Consider the following 21,403-nt stretch of genomic DNA (forward strand, 5'->3'; position numbering starts at 1 on the left):
CTTCGCTGCGGGTCGCGGTGCGCAAAGTATTCGTTCCCCGGCCGGACCAGAGGAAGAGTTCGACGGGATGAGTTATCGGTTGAGGGCCGAAATCAGGAAGCGGCCAAGGCGGTTCCAATAAGCGCGCAATTCATTCTCCATCGGGGCGAAGTCTGGCGAGTGAATGTATCGCTGCATGCTTGCGACCGAAATGAGTTGATCGTTGAGCCGCATGCGCTCCAGCTCGTCGTAGTATGCCCGATCGATTATCTGGCGACGGAAGAGGTGAGCGCTCACTGCACCTACCTTTCTGGACAGATTGTCCGGCACCTGGAGGCCATGTTCGGCCACATAGCTTTCGACCGACAATTCGACCAAAATGCGCATGAGGGCAGAAACAGCGTTCGGATGTTCACCCAATGATAGCGATTGCAGCTCTTCCCAGATGGCCCGGACGCGCTGCTGGGTCGCGATCCATTGAATATGCGGCGCGTCCGCCGGGATAAAAGTGGTCTGAGGAGGGCGAGGCGCGGGTTGACGCGGCCGGGGGTTGCGAGGAACGCCAGGACCTTCAACGGGCTCTTCTAGACGCTCGTTTTCACGAGGCAGAATTCCTTCCGCTTCGAGTCGATTGAGATAGGCTCGCTTACCCTCATTGTTCCAAAGGTGGCCCAGTGTGACGACCTGGTTGGCAAGATCGTTGGTGATGCGTTGGAGCGCCTCCGTCACCGCACCATGATCGTGGGTTAGCCGAAACCGTCGACCGGCCGTGCTGACACCCGCCCGATTGCGAAACTCCTCGGACGACAGAAGGCGCGTCAAGGTAGACCAGGGGATGTTGCCCTCGGGAAGCCGATCTGCCTCAGCCAAGAGGCGCTCCACCTCTGCCGCGACATTGATGCCGCCACCTTGGCCCGTCCGTTCGACGAAGTTGAGTTTTGCCCGGTCGTTCCAGTCGAGCTGTCCGACACCGCGCTGGGATCCAGTGTGGCGGCGGAATAGGATGTTGTCGATAAGGATGCGGTCGTCCTCAACCTGACACGTCAACCGGTCGGGAATGACGACCCCGTCTGCAAGACCCTCGAAATATCCTCGTAGATGGGCTGTCGGTGACCGAGCGGGGTCCCGAAGGAGCTTAAGACAGGTTACCCGGCGATTGCCGTCGAAGACGACGTAGATGTCCTCGGAGCGCATCACGAGCGGTGGATCGTAGACCGCTCCAACGGCCGCAATATCGGCGGCCAAGTTGCGCATTTGGGCTTCGTGCAACCGGAATAGCTCGGCGATTGCGAGATCCTCGCTACCGACCTCGCCGTGGCGATCATTAGCCTGATTAACTCGTAGATCGTCGAGTTCCAGTTCCTCGTAGGCCAAAATTGCCCCCTGCTTATCTGACAATCTATGCCGATCTCGACGTGGTCGCATGTCCCGATCTTGCTCGTCAAACCGCTGCTTACGGTCGGCTCGGAATAATGGTGGCACCCGTTCCAAGCTGTTCGTCTTTAAGCAGCATACCTCCCGTCTTTTAGTCGGCGTGCCATCCCGACCCCCGCCAGGGCATCCAGGACGGGGCGGATGGTAGCGGCTCGTTTGCCCTTGAAGGCGCGAGCAACGTCTTGGGGTGCGAGTGGAACGCCAACGGAGGCGAGAACGGACTGGACCGCGCTCACCTGCTCGGGGAGGCTGTCGGGCCACGGGATGACATTGTCGGGCGCCGTCGCGGCGGTCTGGCCGAGGTCGAGCGACTGGGTGACAGGTGCGTCGTAGTCGGGCGCCTGGTATTCGGGGCGTAGCCAGCGGATCAGCCCCTTGCCTTCTTCGGCGGCGCGTTCCTTGTTGAGCGCGACGAGGCGGGTGAGGATCTCCTCGTCGGACAGATGCGCCGGCCAGCCGTAGGCTTCGGCGACCATAGCGTCGATCGCTTCGTGATGGCGGCGGATCAAGGTGACCAGACCGTGGTCATGGATGTCGCGCTCGACCTCGGTTAGCGCCCGGCCCTCTCGCAGCGCTTCGAGCACGTTGTAGAGCTTCGTGAGGGTCAGGTTCTCGTGCTCGTCGAGCACGCGCTTGCGCAGGGCGTCGAGGGCCTCGGCCTCGGCGCGGATACGGTCTTTGAGTGGCGCGGGGACGTCAGCGGGGAAGGGGAACTTCCCGAAGCAATCGGAGTGGTTGTAATTCGGTCGATCCTCCAAGAATGCCCCGGTGCGGAGTGCCCAAACCAGGTGCATGCGGCTGCAAAGCACTCCAAGTAGCCAAGCATCGTCCAGTGCGATGCCAATGATCTTTGCATCGAGAATGTGATCGGTGGTCACGAAAGTAAATATGCGATGCTTCGCGGTTCGACAGGTTGCGATCACGCGGTCAAGCTCGCGCGAGGCAAGGCGCAACGTCGGTGCATTCTCGCCAAAAAGCCACCAGTTGAGACGTCGGGTCTCTCTGCGGTTTTGATCTCGCTCAGGCTTCACCGTGTTGAAGATGTGCTGGTAGAGCGTCGGCGCCTCCGCCTTCGCCTGTTGTTCCGACAACCCGTAGAAGTCGACGACCCACTTCGGCTGGTGCCGCTGCACGAGGTCACGCCCGATTAGATATGGTCTTAGCCGAGAGGGTAGCGCATTCGGGTCGATCTGGAGGCGTTCGAGATCGCTCGTCTCCAGTCGGAAGCCCAGCCCAAGCGGATTCATCCCTTGAACCGCTAGTCCATCGTTGGCGCGAAGCGACTTTGCATCTTCGACATCGACGCCGACAGTGAGGTCAGCATTGATCCGATCAGCACTGGTCGCGTGCAGCTGAACCCAGCGCTCGCCATAGCCCTCAGGAAGAATGCCCTCGTCCTCGACAAGTTCAAGGACGGCGGGTCCTGGTGAGGCGCCAGCGCAGGTCATTGCGATGCGCACGTCTGCACCGTCGGTGCCATCGACCCAAGGGTGGTCAGGAATCGCGTAGAGCAAGCGGCACTTCGCAGCCTCAATGACGGTGCGATTGAAGGTCTGGGTTATCGAGTTAGTCGTGATGAAGCCGAAGCGGCTCGTTGCGCCCACCGTTGTCGCCGCCGTGGCCCACCAATACATTACGAAGTCGACGGAATCGCTGACCCTCGGATACGCAACACGAACCGCGTCGGTGTAACCATCTCCCAGCCTTTCCCGCATCCGCTTGTTGCCGATGAAAGGTGGGTTGCCGATGGTGAAGTCAGCCCTCGGCCATTGGGCCGCACGCGGCCTTACATAGCGGTAGACCTCGATGCGGCCCGTGTCGTCAGGCACCAGTTTGCCGGTCACGGGGTGGGTCTTGAAGCTCAGTCCATCCCAGATCGTGAGCGGCGCTCCGGCTTCGTCACGCTCAAGGATACGCTCGTCGTAATCGATCAGCGCGTCGCGGTTCTCAATGGTGCGGATGTCCTTGAGGATCGGCTCCGGCGGGGCGCGGTCCTTGCCGTTCACGCGGAAATGCCACTGTAGGTAGCCGATCCACAGCACCAGCTGTGCGATCTCCGCGGCACGCGGATTCAGCTCGATGCCAAGGAAGTTCTCGGGCGTGATCGTGTGCCCCGTAATCTCCGCGACATACTGGTCGTCGCCGAGGCCGACGAGCAGGTCGAGCACCTCACCTTCCAGCTCCTTCATGCGCGCCATGGCGACGTAGAGGAAGTTGCCGGTGCCGCAGGCCGGATCGAGCACTTTAGTCTGGGCGAGCCGGGCATGGAACGCCTCGACATGGGCGCGGGCCTCATCGGTTTTGCCTTCATCGACCAGGGCGGCGGCGGCCGCCTGCACCCCATTCCAATCGGCGCGCAGCGGCTCCATGATCGTCGGTCCGACTAGCCGCTCGACATAAGCTCGCGGGGTGTAGTGCGCCCCTAGCTTGGCCCGCTCCTTCGGGTTCAGCGCGCGTTCCAGCAGAGTGCCGAAGATCGCCGGCTCGACATCGGTCCACACTTTTGAGGCTGCCTCGACCAGCACCTTCAGCTCGTCGGCATCAAGCGGCAGCGCCTCGGTTTTCTTGAACAGATAGCCGTTAAACTTGCGCACCTGGACCGCCAGCGCGGGGGCGAACTCGCCGGCGTCCATGGCCTCCCAAAGCGAGGAGAGCGAGCGCGGCAGATTGTCCAGGTTATGCTCGTGAGCCTTGAGCAGCTCCTTGAAGCTGTCCTTCGGCAGCAGCACCTCGGTGTCCTCAGCGAACATCGTGAACAGCACCCTCATCAGGAAGCCGCTGACACTCTCGGCGTTATAGCCGCGCGCCTCCAGCCTCTTGGATACGGTGGCAAGGAGGTCGGCGACTTGGCGGGTGACCTTCGCGGACTCGATCGCGGGATCGAGGCGCTTCGGATCGATCCAGATGGCGTGCAGGCGATCACGCACCTCTTCGTCGCGCAGGTCCTCCAGCATGATCCGGTAGCGCGCACGATCTGGGAATTGGGCGTATGCCTTGCCGGTGCCGGTGAAGTCTGCCCAGACCTCGATGCAGTAGCCGATGTCGGCGACAAGCAGGAACGGCGGCCAGTCGTGATCGACCGGCAACGCCTTGGCGTAGCGTTCGGCCTGGCCTTTCGCTTGGAGCATCGCCCGCGTCCATCCCGGCGTGCCACGCCGCGCGGTGCCGCGCTTCAGGCGGGTCGATGCGGTCTGGCCGAAAAGGTCGAGATCGTCCTCACCGCGTTCGGCGGCGGCCCGGTCAGCCTCGCTGCCCTGCTTGGCCTCGAGGATGAAGCTGTCGCGCTTGTAGCAGTCGATCCGACCGAAGCTTTGGCTGCCGTCGCCGTTGTCCTGGAAGACGCGGCGTTCGAAGACGTAGTCGTTATGCGCATCGCTGGTGCGGCTACCGTCGGGCGGCGGGACTCCGATCAGGTGGCAGAGGCCGTTGATGAAGCTCTGGGTATTCGCCAGCTCTGACCCGCCAGTCGATCGCCAGTGAGCGATGAAGCTTTCGATGTCTGCTTTCTCCCCCATCGAGTTGGAGAACAGCACAGCGCTAAGCCGCTGGCAACAATCCAACTTGAAGCCTCACATGCGTATACCCCCACGAGGCTAGAGGCGAGACACAAGCAGCCCCGCCGTCTCGTCTCATTAGGGTTGACTTCGGTATTTTGGGACACGAAGGTGTCGGGGTTTAGAAGCTAATGAGACAGGGGACACAGATGCTGGTCGGTTATGCTCGCGTAAGTTCAGTAGGTCAGTCCTTAGAGGTCCAGCTGGAAGCGCTGAACGCGGCTGGTTGTGAGAAGGTCTTTGCCGAAAAGCGCTCGGGGACGACCACCGCAGGTCGGTCCGAACTGGCCGATGCCTTGTCGTTCGTGCGCGAAGGCGACGTCCTTGTGGTGACGCGCCTCGACCGTCTCGCACGGTCAGCGAACGACCTCCACAGCGTGGTCAAGAAACTCACCGACAAGGGAGTTGCGTTCCAGTGCATTCAGCAGTCCTCGATCGAGACATCGACGTCGACCGGGAAGCTTCTGCTAGGCGTGCTGGCATCGATCGCCGAGTTCGAAGCCGACATTCGTCGCGAGCGACAACGTGAAGGTATCGACCGCGCGAAGGCGGCTGGTATCTACAAGGGGCGCAAGCCTTCGGTGGACGTCGCCGCGGTGCGAGCGCTTCGCGAACAAGGGCTGGGAGGAAGCGAGATCGCCAACCAGCTCGGTATCGGTCGTGCCAGCGTTTATCGCGCACTGAGCGGTTGAGTCGCGCCTCCGCAGCAGAACGAGTGCTGTAAAGGACGAAGTCCAAGGATTGGCGCGCCAGTCTCACCCGGGTGCTGCCTATCAGTCGGGGAGCGGCAGGGTATCCCATCCACTAGCGTAATGGCCACAATGCTTGGGCGGCTGGCTTGGCGGAAACAGCCGAAGGTTCTGCGATCCACTCGATGTCCTGGCCAGAGGAAAACCGAGTTCGGTCTTGAGAGCCGTGTCGGCGTGGCAGTCTAGCCTTTTCTCGCGAGAGGCTATGCAACCAGCATCATTGGATCGCTGAGACGGACCAGGGTGGCCACTCGGCCGTTTGGCAAGACAAACGATTGCTCGGTCACCGTGAAACGCTCAGCGAGCGGGTTGTCGAACCAACACGACGCTTTGACCGTGGCGGGCTGCCTTCTCTCCGCTCCCCCTTGGAAGAGAAGCGCGAAGGTGGGGCTGTCCGGCAGCAGGTCCCTGCGCGGGAACCAACGCTCGGGAACGATGGGCGGCCGCCGGAACCAGCGCATGCCCGCTTGCGAATGACAGACCAGCATATTGGGGAACCTGTTCGTCGCGAGCGCCCGAATGGCGGTCGCCGTCAGGCTGGTCTGAAACATGCCGGCGAGTTCCCTCACAGTCTCTAGCGTCAACCGATTAATGTCGTTCGCTAGCGGTCTGAAGATGTATCCCGGAAGCAGAAGGTCCGAGGCGTAAGCGTCCGCTTGAAGTTCGGGATCGCTGGCGTGGCGCTCCCGCCGTCCGTCGCTAAGTGGGCGGTCGATGTCGGCGCTGCGACAGGTGAGGCAGATCCCGCGGTGGCGGTGCCAGTGGCCGAGTTCATGTGCCACAGAGAATCGCTTCCTCTGAACGCGGGTGGCGGAATCTACTGTGATAATGGCGCGACCATTTTCTCCAACGATCCGCGCCTCGCACGACTTGAGCGGCCGGTATTTCACTTTTGCGCCTAAAGAGCGCGCGATCACCTCCACGTCAATCTCTGCTGGCTCCGTAATGCCGAGCGCCTGCAGCGCCAACTCCGCGGCGGACGCGCGCAAATTCATTCCTTCGAATCGTCCAGCGCGTCGCGCTCCAATTCGGCCAAATCTTCGAGCAGGCCCTCCAAGTCCCCATCACCGTCTGACACGCCACCGCGCGCCGCGAGCGTCATTTTGATTTGGGGATCGTTCGCCGCAGCCTTTAACTTCGCGCGCATTCGGTCCGCGTCGAAGGCGATAACTGTCGTACCAGCCCGCTCCCGGTCGATCTGCGCGCGGATCTCGGTTATCCGACCTTTCCGCAATGCGAGTTCCGCACGATCGAGGCTCGTCAGCATTCTTTCGAGCGCCCCATCATCCGCGTCGTCGCTGTCATCAAATAGGATCTCCTCGATCAGAAAATCGTCAAGCAACGAAAGTCTATTCGCGTCGTTACTGTTGATGTCGCTCATAGCTCAGGTCCTTTGGGAAAGGCGCTTTGCAATTTGCGCCTCAGCCGCTTGCGAACGGCGGCGAGGCCCTTCTCGTCCACGCCAAGCAGCTTTTCCAGATCGTCACCACGCATGCCGTCACAGATCCCCTCGACCAGCAGCTGGAGCTGCTCGTCATCCTCGATGAGGCGGTCGATTGCCGCCAGAATTTCTCGCTCGTCGTGGGCCGACTGCAGAAGCCGCTCAGGCGATGGGGACGGATCCGGTGTGTCGGGCCCGTTCGTTCCGTCGGGCGTAGGCCGGACCTCCCGAAGCCCCCGCCGGATCGCGTCGAGCTCCTGGGAAGCGATGCTCTTTATCACCCCGGCGGCGAACGGGATGAGGTCCACGTTACGGGGCATTCGTCGCCCGCCTTCGATCATCCGCTTGAACGCCTCCTGCGTCAGGTCATCTTCAGGCATCCGGCACCTAGGCGCGAACCACTTGGCAATTTTGTAGATCTTGGCCGCACTGCTGCGATCGAGGCCACGGAGCATCGTCCGCACCTCGTCGACCGACAGGTGGTCGGTCTCGACGCCCTCAGCAATCTCCGCCGTTTCCAGCACGCGGCCTGATACCTCCTGCCGAGATATGCGGACGAGCCCGCGATCTCGGACACCGAATTACCATTGTCCGAATCCGCGCCCGCGTCCGCATGCATAGTTGGAAAGGGTTTCCGAGCCGCTGGCAAGCCCGCGGTAGAATCGATCCGAAGTGGAGTTCGACAAATGGCGAAGAGCTGGAATTACGACCGGGCCTCGGATCACATCGAAAAGAAGCTCAACGACGTCGAGAACGTCACTATAGTCGAATATCGGCGCGACATGTCATTGGAGGGCATTCCCGCCAACAAGGCATATCGCGTCGACGGCGTTCACCTTTACGCTGACATCCTCAATCTGGATGACATGCTGCATGTCACGGACGAAGAGGGAGTGACATGCCATCGCCGGACGCTCCGCTTCCTGAATCTGCATCAGCGTGCCGTGCATCGCGTGCTGAGCCGCTGCGACGCTCGCCGCGTCGACTTCCATAACCAGCGTCTTCATGCTGTGGTGGCGAACCCTTACAACAGTGAGGATGGTGCCGAGGCGAAGCGAATTTGCCGCGCGGTGGCCATTGCGCAGCTTATCATCGACGTCCTTCAGGAGACCGATGACGCGGATGAGCATATTCCGAACGCCAAGATCCGCGTCGGCATCGATTCGGGCGTAGCGCTTGGCGTAAACAATGGCCGCCGCGGGGGACGCGAGCCTTTGTTCCTGGGCGATCCCGCCAACAGGGCGGCCAAGCTATCCAGCGGAGGAACCAAGTCCGGCATCTACCTGACGAACAACGCCCGCAACGCGGTCGGGCTCGCCGTTGTCGACGTGCCGAGCGACAGCGCTCTAACTCCAGCAGAAATCCAAGACTGCCAGGACAAGGCCGCCCTCGGCGTCTCGAAGGACACGATCGTCAAGGAATGGCGGGAGGATCTCGAGAAGAATCCCATCGGCTCATTCGGCTTCTCGCGCCACACGCCGCCGCTACGGTCGCTGGACATCACCACCCTCACACCGGCCAACACGAGACGGCAAGAGGCGGTATCGGTCTACGCGGACATCGACGGGTTCACCGCTTACGTCGCTCGCCACATCGAGGATTCGGCCGAGGATGTGGTGCGCGTCTTCCACGTCATCCGAGCTGAGCTCGACCGCGTGCTCACCTGCGACTTTGACGGTCGCCGCATCAGGTTCATCGGCGACTGTCTGCACGGTCTACTCTGCGAAGGAACCGCCCAGATCACCGACGAGCCCGAGACCGTCAGCACGGCGACCCTATGCGCCGGCGCACTCCGCTCTAGCTTTGAACTTTCGTTGGACAAGCTCGAAGAGGAAGCAATCGACGTCGCAGGTCTGGGCCTCGCCATTGGCCTCGAACTCGGGCCTATGACGGTGACCCGCCTGGGCATGCAAGGTGATCGCATTCGCTGTTCCGTAAGCCGCGGCGTCCTTACTTCGGAAGCGGAGCAGGCCCGATGCACCGGCGACGAAACGGCAATCGGCCGCATCGCCTACGACGCCGCCACTCAAGCAGTGCGAGACCTTTTCGGCACGGGGCGAAAGGTCAAGGGCCTCGACTACAACGAGGCCGTCGAAGCCTTGTCGCAAAAGGGCGACGAAACAGCGCGAGCGACCAAGCGTGCAGCGTTCGAGCTCGCGGCGCCCGCGATCGCGGCTGCTTCAGATCGCACGGTTCGACCTTTTGCAGAGAACAAGTGAGCGGGGCACTGACACCAAATGCCTTCTCGCTGATCGCGGGGTGCATGGCCGATTTTGGAGCCCTCGAGATTCGGCGCGGGTTCGAGGAGCTGCAAATCTCGCTGCCCGTGCCGCATAGCGACGGCCGCAAGCCGGTCTATGGCCTCACCATATCGTTCGCGGGAGCGTCCGCGTCCGCGCGGGAGACTACGCCCTCGCTCCTTCCGGCTTTTTGCCCCGAGCGCCACATCAACCGCGACGGAAGTTTCTGCCTTTATTGGCGCTACGTCGACGACATCGTCATCGATGGCCCAGAAGCCGCGAGAGCATGGTGGGAGACGCTCCTTCGCTTCCTGCAACTTCAGACGCGCGCTGCACGTCGGCGGCATTGGCCAGATGGATTTGGGCGCGCTCATGGCGCAGCAGCCGCAACCCATCAGCTTCGGGCGGAGCTGGCGGCGGAGAGGCTCGGCGATAGATTTTCGGCATATCTGGCGGATCGTCGATTGACCGTCTTGGTGAAGGGCGACGGCCCAGAGGGACCGGCAGTGCGGGTGCTGCAAGATGGCCGGCGACTCTATGCGGTGTGGATGCGCAAAAGGCGCGTCGTAAACTTAAGGCGGCCGTGCCTATGTCCTGCCGGTGCTCGCCGCCGACCGACCGTTCTTCGGGCCTGCGGAGATCACGCCGACGCGGCAGCGACCCTCGCGCTCGAACTTCATGGAGTGGTGGAGGAGGAGAAGCTCTTCTGGAAGGCGGCAAGTGGAACACCTTGCTGCGGGACCATGGACGGATGCCCGTTGGCAGCCACCTCTACACTGGTCCCACAGACTGGGGCGGCAGCCTAATCGCACCTCAAAAGGTTCGGAGAAAGACGATGACGAGTTTGAAGAACAGATTCGACCGGGCAGGGATCATTGAGGCGCTGCTGCAACAACGGCTCATCCGCAGCGACAAGGAACTCGCGGAGAAGTTCGCCGACGCGGGTAGCACGTCCGAGTATGCGGCGGGCGACCTCCTCGTGGAGCAAGGCGGTTGGGACAATGATCTGCATTTCATTCTTGCGGGTGAGTTTGACGTCGCCATCAACGGGCAGCACAAGCAGACCCGCGTCGCCGGGGAGTCGGTTGGCGAGCTCGCGGGGTTGAACCGGGCCCGCGCGCGGACCGCAAGTCTAAGGGCCACGATGCCGAGTTTGGTGCTGACGGTCGCTCTCGCCGATGTGGAGCAAATCGTCGGCTCCGACGTCGAGTTCTGGAAGGCGACCGCGGATGCCGTGGCTGACCAGCTCGACCACCGAAATCAGGAGATTGGCGACGTCAACGAGCATCCCCGCATCTTCGTCATCTCTTCGAAGGAGGGTCTTCCGGTGGCGCGCCAAGTCCGGCAGAACCTCGACGCCGATGACATGCCCGTATATCTGTGGGATCACGGCACGTTCGGCGTCTCCGACTATCCGATCAGTTCGCTTGAGGATGCAATCGAACGCGCCGACTTCACGATCGCCGTGGCTCGAGCCGACGACGTGCTCGTGTCGCGCGATGAAAATCACCATGTGCCGCGCGACAATGTCCACCTTGAATATGGAATCTCAGTGGGTCGTCTTGGGCGGGAACGCTCGTTCCTTCTGGTGGAGGCGGACTCGGGTGTGAAGCTTGCCTCCGACCTCGCCGGGCTCACGACGCTCCGTTACCAAGGAGCAAACAAGGATAAGATGGAGCGCACTGTTGCGAAGGCTTGCGATCAGGCCCGCGAACGCATTGGCTTCATCGGCGTCCGCCGAGATCGCCAAAGCTGTTGAATTTTGACGATATAATGGCGGGTCTTTGTCGTCCGGATGGGATGGAGCCCCACGAGCACCTTCCAATTCGGAGGCAGGTGCTTGGTCGACTGTTCCACGGCCGTCGGCGTTGGAGGGAGCCGAGCGTTCTAAACGTTGACAGGTTCGGCTGGTGAATCCAGCCTTGCCCGATGTGCAACCTCTATCGCATGACCAAGGCGACCGCGGAGGTCGCCAACCTGTTTAACGCCACCGCCGGTAGCGTCGGCAACTTCGCCACCGAGGTCTATCCCGGCTACCCCGGCCTTGTGGTCGCCAAAGCCGGAGGCGGTAAGCAGGAGGGCGGCGAGTTGCGCTCAATGGTCTGGGGCTTCCCGCTGGTGCTCAAGGGTAAGAACGGCCAGCCGCTCAAGCCCAAGCCGATCAACAACGCCCGCGCCGACAAGCTCGACGGCTTCATGTGGCGCTATTCGTTTCAGGAGCGGCGCTGCCTGATCCCGGTCAGCGCCTTCGCCGAGGCCGAGGGCGAAAAAGGCGCCAAGACGCGCACCTGGTTCACGCTACCGGGCGAGGATGTGTTCGCAGTCGCCGGCCTGTGGCGCGACACGCCCGAATGGGGCCCGGCCTACACGATGGTTATGACCGAGGCTTGTCAACACGTCGCCGGGGTGCACGACCGCATGCCGGTCATCTTGCGACACGAAGATTGGAATGATTGGTTGGATGGTCCGCCAGACGCCGCAGGGCTGCTGTGCCGTCCCTATCCTGATGTGATGGCCGTGGAGCGCACGGCAGACCCTTGGGTTCGCCGCTAATAGTCTCTCATCAGCCGCGCCTATCGGAAGCATGGGCACGGTGTAGGGGAAATCGTTAAGGTGGCGGAGACGAAGCAGGGCTACGAATGGGCCCAGCAGTTGGGCTGGCATCGCTTAGCTAGTCAGTGTCGGCAACAGGTCGCGGAAACTTCGGCTATGAGACTTATCCTGATCTTGGCATGTGTCCTGCTAGGGTCGCCAGCCGCGGCAAGAACCTTGACTGGCACCGCGACCGTCGTTGACGGTGATAGCCTCGAGGTCGCCGGCCAACGCATTCGGTTGTTCGGAATCGACGCGCCCGAAGCATCGCAAACGTGCGATCGAGAGGGACAAGCGTGGGCTTGTGGTCTGGCCTCGGCAGATCGCCTGCGCAGCCTGGTCGGTGGCGATAAGGTCGTCTGCAACGGCAATGAGGTCGATCAATACGGCCGTCTCCTTGCGATCTGCACGGTCGCGGGCGTCGACCTGAACCAGATGATGGTCGCTGACGGCTGGGCGACCGCCTTCCGGCGCTACAGCGAGGCTTATTCGGCCGACGAGACCCGCGCTCGAGCCGGCAAGCTTGGCCTTTGGTCGTCGAGCTTCGAGGCACCAGGGGACTACCGCGCCGAAGAGCGTCAAGCCGGGACCACGCGAGCGGCGGGAGCACCGGCAAGGATAGCGGCGCCGACGAACACCAGCGGCTGCACGATCAAGGGGAACCGCAACCGGCGCGGTGAGTGGATCTATCACTTACCCGGGATGCCCCACTACGATCAGACTCGCGCCGAAGAGATGTTCTGCTCCGAGGCGCAAGCGCAATCGGCGGGCTACCGCCGGTCCAAAGCGCATTGGTGATCTCCAATTGGGAGCTCTGGGCTTGCGCCAACCACTACATCACCGAGCACGGGGAGGATGCGGCGGTCATTGCCGCCATGCGCTGCGACGAGCTTCTCGACTCCGGCGATCATGAGGGGGCCAGGAATTATCAGGCGATCATCCTGCGCATCAATCAGTTGCTCGACCGACCACCGGGGCCGCTCAACTAGGCGTCGAAAAAAGGACTTTCCTACAGAGAACATTATGTGAACATATAGCCGCCTTCACGACTCGGAGGCATCCATGTTCATCCTCGATCCCGCGGCGGTCTTGGCGATCGCTGCCCTCATAACTGCGCTCTCGAGCTTGGTGTGGTCCGTGAGACGGAAGCCGTGAGCACCAAGCACCTCAATTCGATTGCCGACTATCGGCGCCATGGGTTCAAGCTGCGCATCGAATGCACGTGCGGGCGAGTGAGGGTGATCGAGCCAGGCGACCTGATGGTGGCGTTAGGTAGGCGCAAGAACAGCTCACGGCAGATGCAGCTCCTGATCCCTCGCCTGAAGTGCTTCGAGTGTGGCGGTAGACCTAGATACTGGGGGCCGGTCTGAACGATCCCAAGTTCAAAGTTCTCCTACGTTTGTTCATGAATTACGGGCGGTTTGCGCCTGCCCTACACGGAGGATCGGGGTTTTTGGCGGAATTGAGCCATTCTCGGCCGAGGCAAAGGACGCTGCCAAGTTCAACGATTGAACGTCTCGCCGCTCATCCCCTCGGTGGCGAGCATGTGACGATGTTCAAAATTTTGGACTTCTTGGCCCTCGCCGTTTGCCCTCACGCCAAACGATCTGTCACGCAATGTGTCACAGTAGCCATCAAAGAAACCGCAGAAATCTGCGGCTGGTGGAGATTGGTCGGGAGACAGGATTCGCACCCGCACCAAATCCTAGACAAGCCAGGAATCTCGCGGCGTTACCCCAATCGTTACCCCACTGGTGAGCCGGGGTAACATAATGTTCACCTAATTCTCATATCTGATTGATATTACATGGTAATTTGGTGCGCCCGACAGGATTCGAACCTGTGGCCCCCAGATTAGGAATCTGGTGCTCTATCCTGCTGAGCTACGGGCGCCCCCGGTGCGGTTTACGGACAGCAGGCTCGGCTGGCAATCAGTTGAGTTCGTCGGGCGCGGCGACAGGGAACAGCAGCGGCATGACCGTGATCCCCTCGTCGAGAAGCGCCCTCGCCTCGTCGGCCGTAGCCTGGCCGTGGATCGCCGTGCCTTCGCGCTCGCCGTAATGGATCGCGCGCGATTGTTCGGCGAACGCCTCGCCTACCCAGGTCGAGCTCTTGAGCGCTTCGGCCTGCACTTCGGCCAGCTTGCGCAGCATCTCCGCCGCCTCGGGCGGAAGCGCGCCGCCGGCGACGTGCTGCCTGGTCTCGATCTGCCGATTGCCCTTCATCGGCACCGCCGGAGCCATCGGCGCCTTGTCGATCGCGGCCGAGCCACATTGGGGGCACGCCACCAGCCCACGCTCGCGCTGAGAGGCATAGTCGGCGGACGAGCCGAACCAGCCTTCGAACCGGTGGCCGGCAGCGCAGCTGAGGTCGTAAACGATCATGGCAACTTACGATCTAGGGATTGGGCGCTTGTTGGCAAGGCTCGGCAATTGCGCGCGCACCTCGGCGATCCGCGCGGGATCGATCTCGGCGAAAGCCAATCCGGGCGTGTCGCCGCCCATGTCGAGCAGCACTTCGCCCCACGGATCGACCACCAGCGAGTGCCCGAAGGTCCGCCGCCCGTCTTCGTGTTCGCCGACTTGCGCGGCGGCGGCGACATAGGCGCTCGCCTCGATCGCCCGCGCCCGCTGGAGCACGTGCCAGTGCGCCTTGCCGGTCGGCACGGTGAAGGACGCCGGGATTGCGATGACGTCGCAACTTCTTTTGCCAAGCTCTTCAAAAAGAGCCGGAAAACGAAGGTCGTAACACACCGTGAGCCCGAGCTTTCCGACGGGCGTATTCTCGACCGTCACGACCGCCTCACCCGGGGCATAGGCGGCGGATTCGCGCCAGCTCTCGCCGCTTGCCAGCGAGACATCGAACATGTGGATCTTGTCATAGCGAGCGCGAATTTCACCGCTCTCGTCGATCACGAACGAGCGATTGGCGTATCCGTCGTCCTCGCGCCTGATCGCCAGGGAACCGAGCGCAACCCACAAACCCGACTTTGCAGCGGCGCTGCGCAGCGCGCGCAGTACCGCGCTGTCCGCTTCGGCGACGATCTTGCCGGCGGCCCGCTGGCGGTCGCGGTCCAGCAATCCCGACATCTCCGGCGTGAACAGCATCGCGGCCCCGCCAGCCGCGGCGTCTTCGACGGCGCGCACCAACGTTTCGGCATTGACCGCCGGATCGATGCCGGTGGTCGTCTGCAATAGGGCTATGCGGGTCATTCAGTGACCCAGCAGGCCGTCGAGCTTGCCCTCGCGTTCGAGGGCCGCGAGATCGTCGCTGCCGCCCACGGCCACACCGTCGATGAAGATCTGCGGGACCGTCATCGCTCCCGGCGCCCGGGTGCGCATCTCGTCGCGTTTCTTGCCGTCCATGGTGATGTCGTACTCGACGTAATCCACCCCTTTGGAATCGAGCAGCCGCTTCGCCCGGTGGCAGTAACCGCAGAACATCTTGGTGTAGATTTCGACTTTCGCTGCCACCGTCTCTGGTCCTTCTTCGCCGGCGTTCTGCTACCTCTTGAACGCTCCGGACGCCAACATATCTTGCTCGTGCGGGATGCCGTTTAGCGGGTCCCGCGATGTCCAAATTGCTCAGTTAGAGGATTTGTTTCGATGAACCGTTTCGACTTTACCCCCTATCGCCGTTCGACCGTCGGCTTCGACCGCCTGTTCGACCTGCTCGAGAACCACGCGCGCAACAACACGGGCGAAAACTATCCGCCGTTCAACATCGAACGCCGCGGCGAAGACTCGTACCGTATCACCCTCGCCGTCGCCGGTTTCCGGCCCGACGACATCGACATTACCGCGCAGCAGAACCTCCTGGCGATTCAGGGCCGCAAGCGCGAGGATGAATCGGGAAGCGAAATGCTCCACGTCGGCATCGCGAATCGCGGATTCGAACGCCGATTCGAGCTCGCCGATTACGTTCGCGTCGACAACGCCGAGCTTGCCGATGGGTTGCTGGTGATCGACCTGGTGCGCGAAATTCCGGAGGCCATGAAGCCGAAGAAGATCGCCCTCGCCGGTCAGCGCAAGCTCGAAGTGGTCGAGCAGGCGGAGCCGCAGGCCGACGCCGCCTGAGCGACGAACTTTCGGAATTACCGATACAATTTGATACAAATTGGGGGCGGAACCGGGATGGGTTCCGCCCCCTCGACGCTTTTGGCGCCGATTCGCCCCTTAAATAGACCGCCCGGGTCGCAGAAGACGGCCAGGTCCAAGCGGCGAACCGTATCAGGGTTCTCGAATGTCAAATGCGAGCGCCCCTCCCCATGCCTCCCTGAACTCGACATGAGGAAATTCCCGCGACCCGAATACAGGGCTACGTCCGCCGAGGCCGCTCTGGCAAGTGATTTCCTCTAATTTGGGGAGATCGTCCCCCAAATCAGACAAGCCGGGACTGATGCACCGCGGCCGATATGAAGCCCGAAAACAGCGGGTGAGGGTCGAACGGCTTGCTCTTGAGCTCGGGGTGAAACTGTACCCCGACGAACCACGGATGGTCGGGCCGCTCGATGATTTCAGGCAGCAGGCCGTCGGGCGACATGCCGGAAAAGATCAGCCCCTGGCCCTCGAGGGTCTCCCGGTAGGCCGAGTTGACTTCGTAGCGGTGGCGGTGCCGTTCGGAGATCAGCGTTTTGCCACCGTAGATCGTCGAAACGTGGCTGTTCCCCGCAAGCACTGCGTCATACGCACCCAGGCGCATCGTTCCGCCGAGATCGCCTTCGGCCGAGCGCTGCTGCAAGCCTTCCTTGCTCATCCATTCGGTGATGATGCCGACCACCGGCTCATCGGTCGGGCCGAACTCGGTCGACGAGGCATCGTCGCAACCTGCTGCGCGGGCGCCCTCGATGCAGGCCATCTGCATGCCCAGGCAAATGCCCAGGAACGGCACCTTGCGTTCGCGAGCGAAGCGGACCGCGGCAATCTTACCCTCCGAGCCCCGTTCGCCGAACCCGCCTGGCACCAGGATGGCGTGCATCGGCTCCAGCTGGGCGGCTACGTCGGATTCGTCGAGTTCGAAGATCTCGGCGTCGATCCAGCGAATGTTGACCTTCACCCGGTTGGCCATGCCGCCGTGCACCAACGCCTCGTTGAGCGACTTGTAGGCATCGGGCAGGCCGACGTACTTGCCGACCACCGCGATCGTCACCTCGCCCTCGGGATTGAAGTAGCGTTCGGTTACGTCATGCCAGCGCGCCAGATCGGGGGCCGGCGCATCGTCGATGCCGAAGCAGCGCAGGACCTGCGTATCGAGCCCTTCCGCGTGGTATTGCAGCGGCACCGAATAGATCGACGGCGCGTCGAGCGCAGGGATGACCGCCTCGGGGCGCACGTTGCAGAATTGGGCGATCTTGCGCCGGTCGCTCTCGGGCAGCGGATGCTCGGTGCGGCACAGCAGGACGTCGGGCTGGATGCCGAGCGCCGCCAACTCGCGCACCGAGTGCTGCGTCGGCTTGGTCTTCAGCTCGCCGGCAGCGGCAATGTACGGGACTAGGGTGACGTGGACCGAGAGCGTCTGCCCGGGCTCCAGTTCATTCCGCAGCTGGCGGATCGCCTCCATGAAAGGCAGGCTTTCGATGTCGCCGACCGTGCCCCCGATCTCGCACAGGATGAAATCATGCCCGTCGGTGTCGGCCAGCGCGAATTCCTTGATCGCGTCGGTCACGTGCGGGATCACCTGCACCGTCGCCCCGAGGTAGTCGCCGCGCCGCTCGCGGGCGATAATCTGCTGGTAGATGCGGCCAGAGGTGACGTTGTCGCTCTGCCGCGCTGAAACGCCGGTGAAGCGCTCGTAGTGGCCGAGGTCGAGATCGGTTTCGGCCCCGTCGTCGGTGACGTAAACCTCGCCATGCTGGTAGGGACTCATCGTCCCCGGGTCGACGTTGAGGTAGGGGTCGAACTTGCGGATGCGGACCTTGTAGCCGCGCGCCTGAAGCAGCGCCGCGAGGCTTGCCGCCATCAGGCCCTTGCCAAGCGAAGAGACCACGCCGCCGGTAATGAAAATGAACCGCGCCATGGGAGTTGAGCCTTACGCACGGCTTCGGATTCGGCGCAAGCATTGCTTGCGCGATTTACACAGCGATACGGGTCAGGCCGAGCTTACTGCGCGACGTTCTTGAGCGGGTCGTTGTCGGCCGGCTGCGCGGGTGCGGGTGCCTGGGGAAGGGGTTGCTCGCCGCCCGCGGGTACCGCGGTGCGCTTGAGCGTGTCGTCGACCTCGGCTCCCGAGGTTGCCTTCACCGCAACGGCGGCCATGACGATCGCCAGCACCACGAATATCACCGCCAGCCACTTCGTCGTGCGGGTGAGGAAATCGGCCGCGCCGCGCGCGCTCATCAAACCGCCGGGGCTGCCGCCACCGCCGCCGACGCCGAGGCCGCCGCCTTCCGAGCGCTGGATCAGCACGATGCCGACAAGCGCGGCGGCGACAATCGCCTGGAGGACAGTGAGGAACAGGAACAGGCTCATGGGCGGGTCTCGGTCAATCGGCGTTCGCCGCCGCAGATAGCGAGCGGCGCGGGAGTTTACAACTTAGGCTTCCAGTGCCTCGTGCGCCGCGGCGACGATGCCGAGGAAGCTCTCGGCCGTCAGGCTTGCCCCGCCGACCAGCGCTCCGCCGACTTCATCGGCTCCCAGCAGTTCGGCGGCGTTCTCGGGTTTCACCGAACCGCCGTAGAGGATGCGGATGGCGGCACCGTCCTCGCCATAGATGGCATTGAGCCGTTGGCGGATCGCGCAGTGCATCGCGCCGATGTCCTCGACCGTCGGCGTGCGCCCCGTGCCGATCGCCCACACCGGTTCATAAGCCACCGTCACTTTCGCCGCCGCACTTTCGCCTTGGGGCAACGAACCATCGAGCTGGCGGGCGACGACCGCCTCGGCCTTGCCCGCATCGCGGTCGGCCTCGGTCTCGCCGACGCAGACGATCGCGTTCAGGCCCACCGCCAGCGCGGCCTCGGCCTTGGCCTTCACATCGGCATCGGTCTCGCCATGATCCGCGCGGCGTTCGCTGTGGCCGACGATCACGAAGCCGGCGCCCGAATCCTTGAGCATCGCCGCCGAAATGTCGCCCGTGTGCGCGCCGCCTTCGGCGGGGTGGCAGTCCTGCGCGCCGACGCCGATCAGCCCGGCTTCCTTGCGGGTCGCATGGATCAGAGTGAACGGCGGAGCGAGCGCGACCTCGACCTTCATCAGCCGCTCGGCCCCGCGGTCGATCGCGCGCGCTTCGGACAGCATCGCGCGGGTGCCGTGCATCTTCCAGTTACCGACGATGTAAGGGCGTTCGAACATCGAGTGCCTTCGTAAAAACAGACCTGGGTGAGAGCCTGAGGGACAGGCGGGTGTCGACGGCGCGCTAATCGGCGCCGCGGCAGTTGTCAAAGCGGCATTTACCGTCTCGGGGAAAGCAGCGGCGAACTGTTGCGGGCGCGCCGCAGCAGGGATATGGCGCGGGGCCGCCGCTGCAAGAAGGCCCTCGATGCTCCAGTTCTTTCGCAACTTCTTCAAGTCCAAGTTCGGGGTGATCTTCACGATCGCGTTCCTGATCGTGATCGCGATCGCCTTCGGCGTCGGCGACATCGCCAGCAATCAGTCGGGCGGCGGCATCGCCGGGGGAGACCGCGTGGCCGTGGTCGGCGACAAGAAGATCAGCGCCTCGGATCTTTCGCAGGCGATGACCACCGCGCTCGAAAACGAGAAGCAGCAGAATCCCACGCTGACCATGGAGGGTTTCATCGCCGGCGGAGGGATGGACCGCGTACTCGACCAGATCCTCCAGCGCACCGCCCTAGCCGAGTATGCGCACAAGCAGGGTCTTCGCGCCGGCAAGCGCCTGGTCGACAGCGAACTGGTGCAGATCCAGGCCTTCCAGGGGATCGACGGCAAGTTCGACCGCAATGCATTCCTTACCGCTTTGCGCCAGCGCGGCCTGAGCGAGGAACTGGTGCGCAACGACGTCGCCGCCGGCCTTTATGCGCGGCAGATGCTCATTCCGGCGAGCTATTCCTCCGCGATCCCGCGGAGCCTGGCCCAGCAGTACGCAATGTTGCTCAAGGAACGCCGCAAGGGCGCAATCGCCATCCTCCCGAGCGGCGCTTACGCGCCGAAGGGCGATCCGGCAGCGGCCCAGCTCAATGCCTTCTACAGCGCCCACCGCACCGATTACCTGCGGCCCGAGCGGCGAGTGATCCGCTACGCCACTTTCGGCGAGGAAGCGCTCGCCACCGTGCCGCCGCCGACGGACGCGCAGATCGCGGCGCGTTACCAGCGCGATGCGGCCCAGTACCAGGCCAAGCAGACGCGTACCTTCACCCAGCTGGTCTTGCCGACGGAAGCCGCCGCCAAAGCCGTCGCGGCCGAGGTTGCCGGCGGCACGTCGCTGGCTGCTGCGGCGGCGAGCAAGAGCCTCGCCACGACCAAGGTCGGACCGGTCACGCAAGGCGAATTGGCTGCGCAATCATCGCAGGCGGTCGCCAACGCGGCGTTCGCGGAGAGCCAGGGCACAATGATCGCGCCAACGCGAGGCGGCCTCGGCTGGTACCTGCTGCGTGTCGACGCAGTCGAGAATACCCCGGCGCGAAGCCTGGCCCAGGTTCGCGACGAGATCGCCAAGGCCCTGGCGGAGGAACAACGGAAAGCCGCGTTCGCGGACCTCGCTGCCAATGTCGAGGACCAGCTCGACAACGGCGGAAGTCTCGCCGACGTCGCCAAGCGGCTCAAGCTGGAAATCGAGACCACCGAGCCCATCACGGCCGACGGTCGCGTCTACGGCAAGCAGGAAACCGCCCCGCCGGTCCTCGCCCGGGCGCTGAAGACGGCGTTCGAGATGGAGGAAGGCCAGCCGCAGCTCGCCGAGGTCGACCCTGGCAAGACCTATCTCGTTTTCGAAACGACCGGCATTACGCCTTCGTCGGCCGCCCCGCTCGCCGAAATCAGGGATGAAGTCGTGCTCGACTGGCGCAAGACGGAAGGCGCCAAGGCGGCGAAAGCCGCGGCGCAGCGCGTGATGCAGCGCCTCTCCGGTGGGCAGGACATCGCGGCTGCGCTGGCGGCCGAAAAGATCTCTCTGCCGCCGCCCAACCGGATCGATCTGAGCCGCGACGAGCTCGCCAAACAGGGCCAGGTCCCGCCGGTCATGGCGCTCATGTTCAGCATGGCCAAGGGAACCGTGAAACGGCTCGAAGCGCCGCAGAACAACGGCTGGTTCGTAGTCAAGCTCGACGACGTCGCCCTGCCTCCGATCGACAAGAACGACCCGTTGATCGGCGCGACCCAGCAGCAACTCGTCAGCGTCTTCGGCGACGAATATTCCGAGGAACTGGTCCACGCCGCGCAACGTGCCGTCGGCGTCACGAAGAACCAGCCGGCCATCGACGCGGTGAGGAAGCAGCTCACCGGCCGCAGCGAATAGAAGCGG

The 21,403-nt window shown here is 63.1% G+C and carries 20 protein-coding genes and 1 tRNA gene; 9 read left to right on the plus strand and 12 right to left on the minus strand.

Translation table 11 applies throughout. From position 1 onward, the window contains the following. Window positions 1-72: 72 nt before the first annotated feature. Window positions 73-1,353: a ParB N-terminal domain-containing protein gene (locus tag G7B69_RS02345; protein WP_166175713.1), complete on the minus strand. Its 1,281-nt coding sequence runs from the start codon at window positions 1,351-1,353 to the stop codon at window positions 73-75. A 128-nt stretch (window positions 1,354-1,481) separates the two neighbouring features. Next, on the minus strand, window positions 1,482-4,928 hold the full coding sequence (locus G7B69_RS02350; RefSeq protein WP_166175715.1) for a class I SAM-dependent DNA methyltransferase: 3,447 nt from the start codon (window positions 4,926-4,928) through the stop codon (window positions 1,482-1,484). A gap of 188 nt (window positions 4,929-5,116) precedes the next feature. On the opposite strand from G7B69_RS02350, the gene G7B69_RS02355 reads away from it, so the two are divergent. After that, window positions 5,117-5,659, plus strand: coding sequence for a recombinase family protein (locus tag G7B69_RS02355; protein WP_166175717.1), 543 nt, complete (start codon window positions 5,117-5,119; stop codon window positions 5,657-5,659). Between the two features lie 260 nt (window positions 5,660-5,919). Here the strand turns inward: G7B69_RS02355 and G7B69_RS02360 are convergent, their stop codons facing one another. Genes G7B69_RS02360 through G7B69_RS02370 form a run of 3 tightly spaced genes read right to left on the minus strand, consistent with a single transcriptional unit; the run spans window position 5,920 to window position 7,681 of the window. Next, complete coding sequence (locus tag G7B69_RS02360) at window positions 5,920-6,711, minus strand: ImmA/IrrE family metallo-endopeptidase (protein WP_166175719.1); 792 nt, start codon at window positions 6,709-6,711, stop codon at window positions 5,920-5,922. After that, window positions 6,708-7,097, minus strand: a complete 390-nt coding sequence (locus G7B69_RS02365; protein WP_166175721.1) for a hypothetical protein — start codon at window positions 7,095-7,097, stop codon at window positions 6,708-6,710. Before G7B69_RS02365 ends, G7B69_RS02360 begins: the two co-directional genes overlap by 4 nt. Beyond that, a complete protein-coding gene (locus G7B69_RS02370) occupies window positions 7,094-7,681 on the minus strand; it encodes a sigma-70 family RNA polymerase sigma factor (protein ID WP_166175723.1) in 588 nt (195 codons plus the stop codon). Before G7B69_RS02370 ends, G7B69_RS02365 begins: the two co-directional genes overlap by 4 nt. A 162-nt stretch (window positions 7,682-7,843) precedes the next feature. On the opposite strand from G7B69_RS02370, the gene G7B69_RS02375 reads away from it, so the two are divergent. From G7B69_RS02375 to G7B69_RS02395, 6 genes are all read left to right on the plus strand, one after another. Further along, window positions 7,844-9,376 carry a nucleotidyl cyclase domain-containing protein gene (locus G7B69_RS02375; protein ID WP_166175725.1) on the plus strand — a complete coding sequence of 511 codons (1,533 nt, stop codon included), beginning with the start codon at window positions 7,844-7,846 and terminating at the stop codon, window positions 9,374-9,376. Between the two features lie 44 nt (window positions 9,377-9,420). Next, window positions 9,421-10,203, plus strand: coding sequence for an E2 domain-associated cysteine-rich protein (locus G7B69_RS17015; RefSeq protein ID WP_423717781.1), 783 nt, complete (start codon window positions 9,421-9,423; stop codon window positions 10,201-10,203). A 29-nt stretch (window positions 10,204-10,232) separates the two neighbouring features. After that, a complete protein-coding gene (locus G7B69_RS02380) occupies window positions 10,233-11,156 on the plus strand; it encodes a TIR domain-containing protein (protein ID WP_166175727.1) in 924 nt (307 codons plus the stop codon). A 170-nt stretch (window positions 11,157-11,326) separates the two neighbouring features. Continuing rightward, window positions 11,327-11,950 (plus strand): SOS response-associated peptidase, encoded by a 624-nt coding sequence (locus tag G7B69_RS02385; protein ID WP_166175729.1) that lies wholly within the window; start codon window positions 11,327-11,329, stop codon window positions 11,948-11,950. Between the two features lie 216 nt (window positions 11,951-12,166). Next, window positions 12,167-12,787, plus strand: a complete 621-nt coding sequence (locus G7B69_RS02390) for a thermonuclease family protein (RefSeq protein WP_207785931.1) — start codon at window positions 12,167-12,169, stop codon at window positions 12,785-12,787. Continuing rightward, entirely contained in the window at window positions 12,784-12,978 is a 195-nt protein-coding gene (locus G7B69_RS02395; protein WP_166175731.1) for a hypothetical protein, read from the plus strand. The genes G7B69_RS02390 and G7B69_RS02395 overlap by 4 nt, the downstream gene beginning before the upstream one ends. An 827-nt stretch (window positions 12,979-13,805) precedes the next feature. On the opposite strand, the gene G7B69_RS02400 is transcribed toward G7B69_RS02395, so the two are convergent. From G7B69_RS02400 to grxC, 4 genes are all read right to left on the minus strand, one after another. Next, window positions 13,806-13,882, minus strand: a tRNA-Arg gene (locus tag G7B69_RS02400). Between the two features lie 38 nt (window positions 13,883-13,920). Next, window positions 13,921-14,373: a DUF1178 family protein gene (locus G7B69_RS02405; protein ID WP_166175733.1), complete on the minus strand. Its 453-nt coding sequence runs from the start codon at window positions 14,371-14,373 to the stop codon at window positions 13,921-13,923. A 6-nt stretch (window positions 14,374-14,379) separates the two neighbouring features. After that, window positions 14,380-15,201 (minus strand): carbon-nitrogen hydrolase family protein, encoded by an 822-nt coding sequence (locus tag G7B69_RS02410; RefSeq protein ID WP_166175735.1) that lies wholly within the window; start codon window positions 15,199-15,201, stop codon window positions 14,380-14,382. Further along, window positions 15,202-15,462, minus strand: a complete 261-nt coding sequence (gene grxC, locus G7B69_RS02415) for a glutaredoxin 3 (RefSeq protein WP_166175737.1) — start codon at window positions 15,460-15,462, stop codon at window positions 15,202-15,204. A gap of 132 nt (window positions 15,463-15,594) precedes the next feature. Here grxC and G7B69_RS02420 point away from each other — a divergent pair, with 132 nt between their 5' ends. Beyond that, window positions 15,595-16,065 carry an Hsp20 family protein gene (locus G7B69_RS02420; RefSeq protein ID WP_166175739.1) on the plus strand — a complete coding sequence of 157 codons (471 nt, stop codon included), beginning with the start codon at window positions 15,595-15,597 and terminating at the stop codon, window positions 16,063-16,065. A gap of 304 nt (window positions 16,066-16,369) precedes the next feature. Here the strand turns inward: G7B69_RS02420 and G7B69_RS02425 are convergent, their stop codons facing one another. The 3 genes from G7B69_RS02425 to tpiA form a co-directional block, all read right to left on the minus strand. Next, entirely contained in the window at window positions 16,370-18,004 is a 1,635-nt protein-coding gene (locus G7B69_RS02425) for a CTP synthase (protein WP_166175741.1), read from the minus strand. An 83-nt stretch (window positions 18,005-18,087) separates the two neighbouring features. Then, window positions 18,088-18,456, minus strand: a complete 369-nt coding sequence (gene secG, locus G7B69_RS02430) for a preprotein translocase subunit SecG (RefSeq protein ID WP_243414996.1) — start codon at window positions 18,454-18,456, stop codon at window positions 18,088-18,090. Window positions 18,457-18,519: 63 nt separating this feature from the next. After that, window positions 18,520-19,278, minus strand: a complete 759-nt coding sequence (tpiA, locus tag G7B69_RS02435; protein ID WP_166175743.1) for a triose-phosphate isomerase — start codon at window positions 19,276-19,278, stop codon at window positions 18,520-18,522. Between the two features lie 187 nt (window positions 19,279-19,465). On the opposite strand from tpiA, the gene G7B69_RS02440 reads away from it, so the two are divergent. Then, window positions 19,466-21,397, plus strand: coding sequence for a SurA N-terminal domain-containing protein (locus G7B69_RS02440; RefSeq protein WP_166175745.1), 1,932 nt, complete (start codon window positions 19,466-19,468; stop codon window positions 21,395-21,397). Window positions 21,398-21,403: the final 6 nt, after the last annotated feature.

This window comes from Croceibacterium segetis, assembly GCF_011320115.1.
In the GTDB taxonomy this organism is placed as follows: Bacteria; Pseudomonadota; Alphaproteobacteria; order Sphingomonadales; family Sphingomonadaceae; genus Croceibacterium_B; species Croceibacterium_B segetis.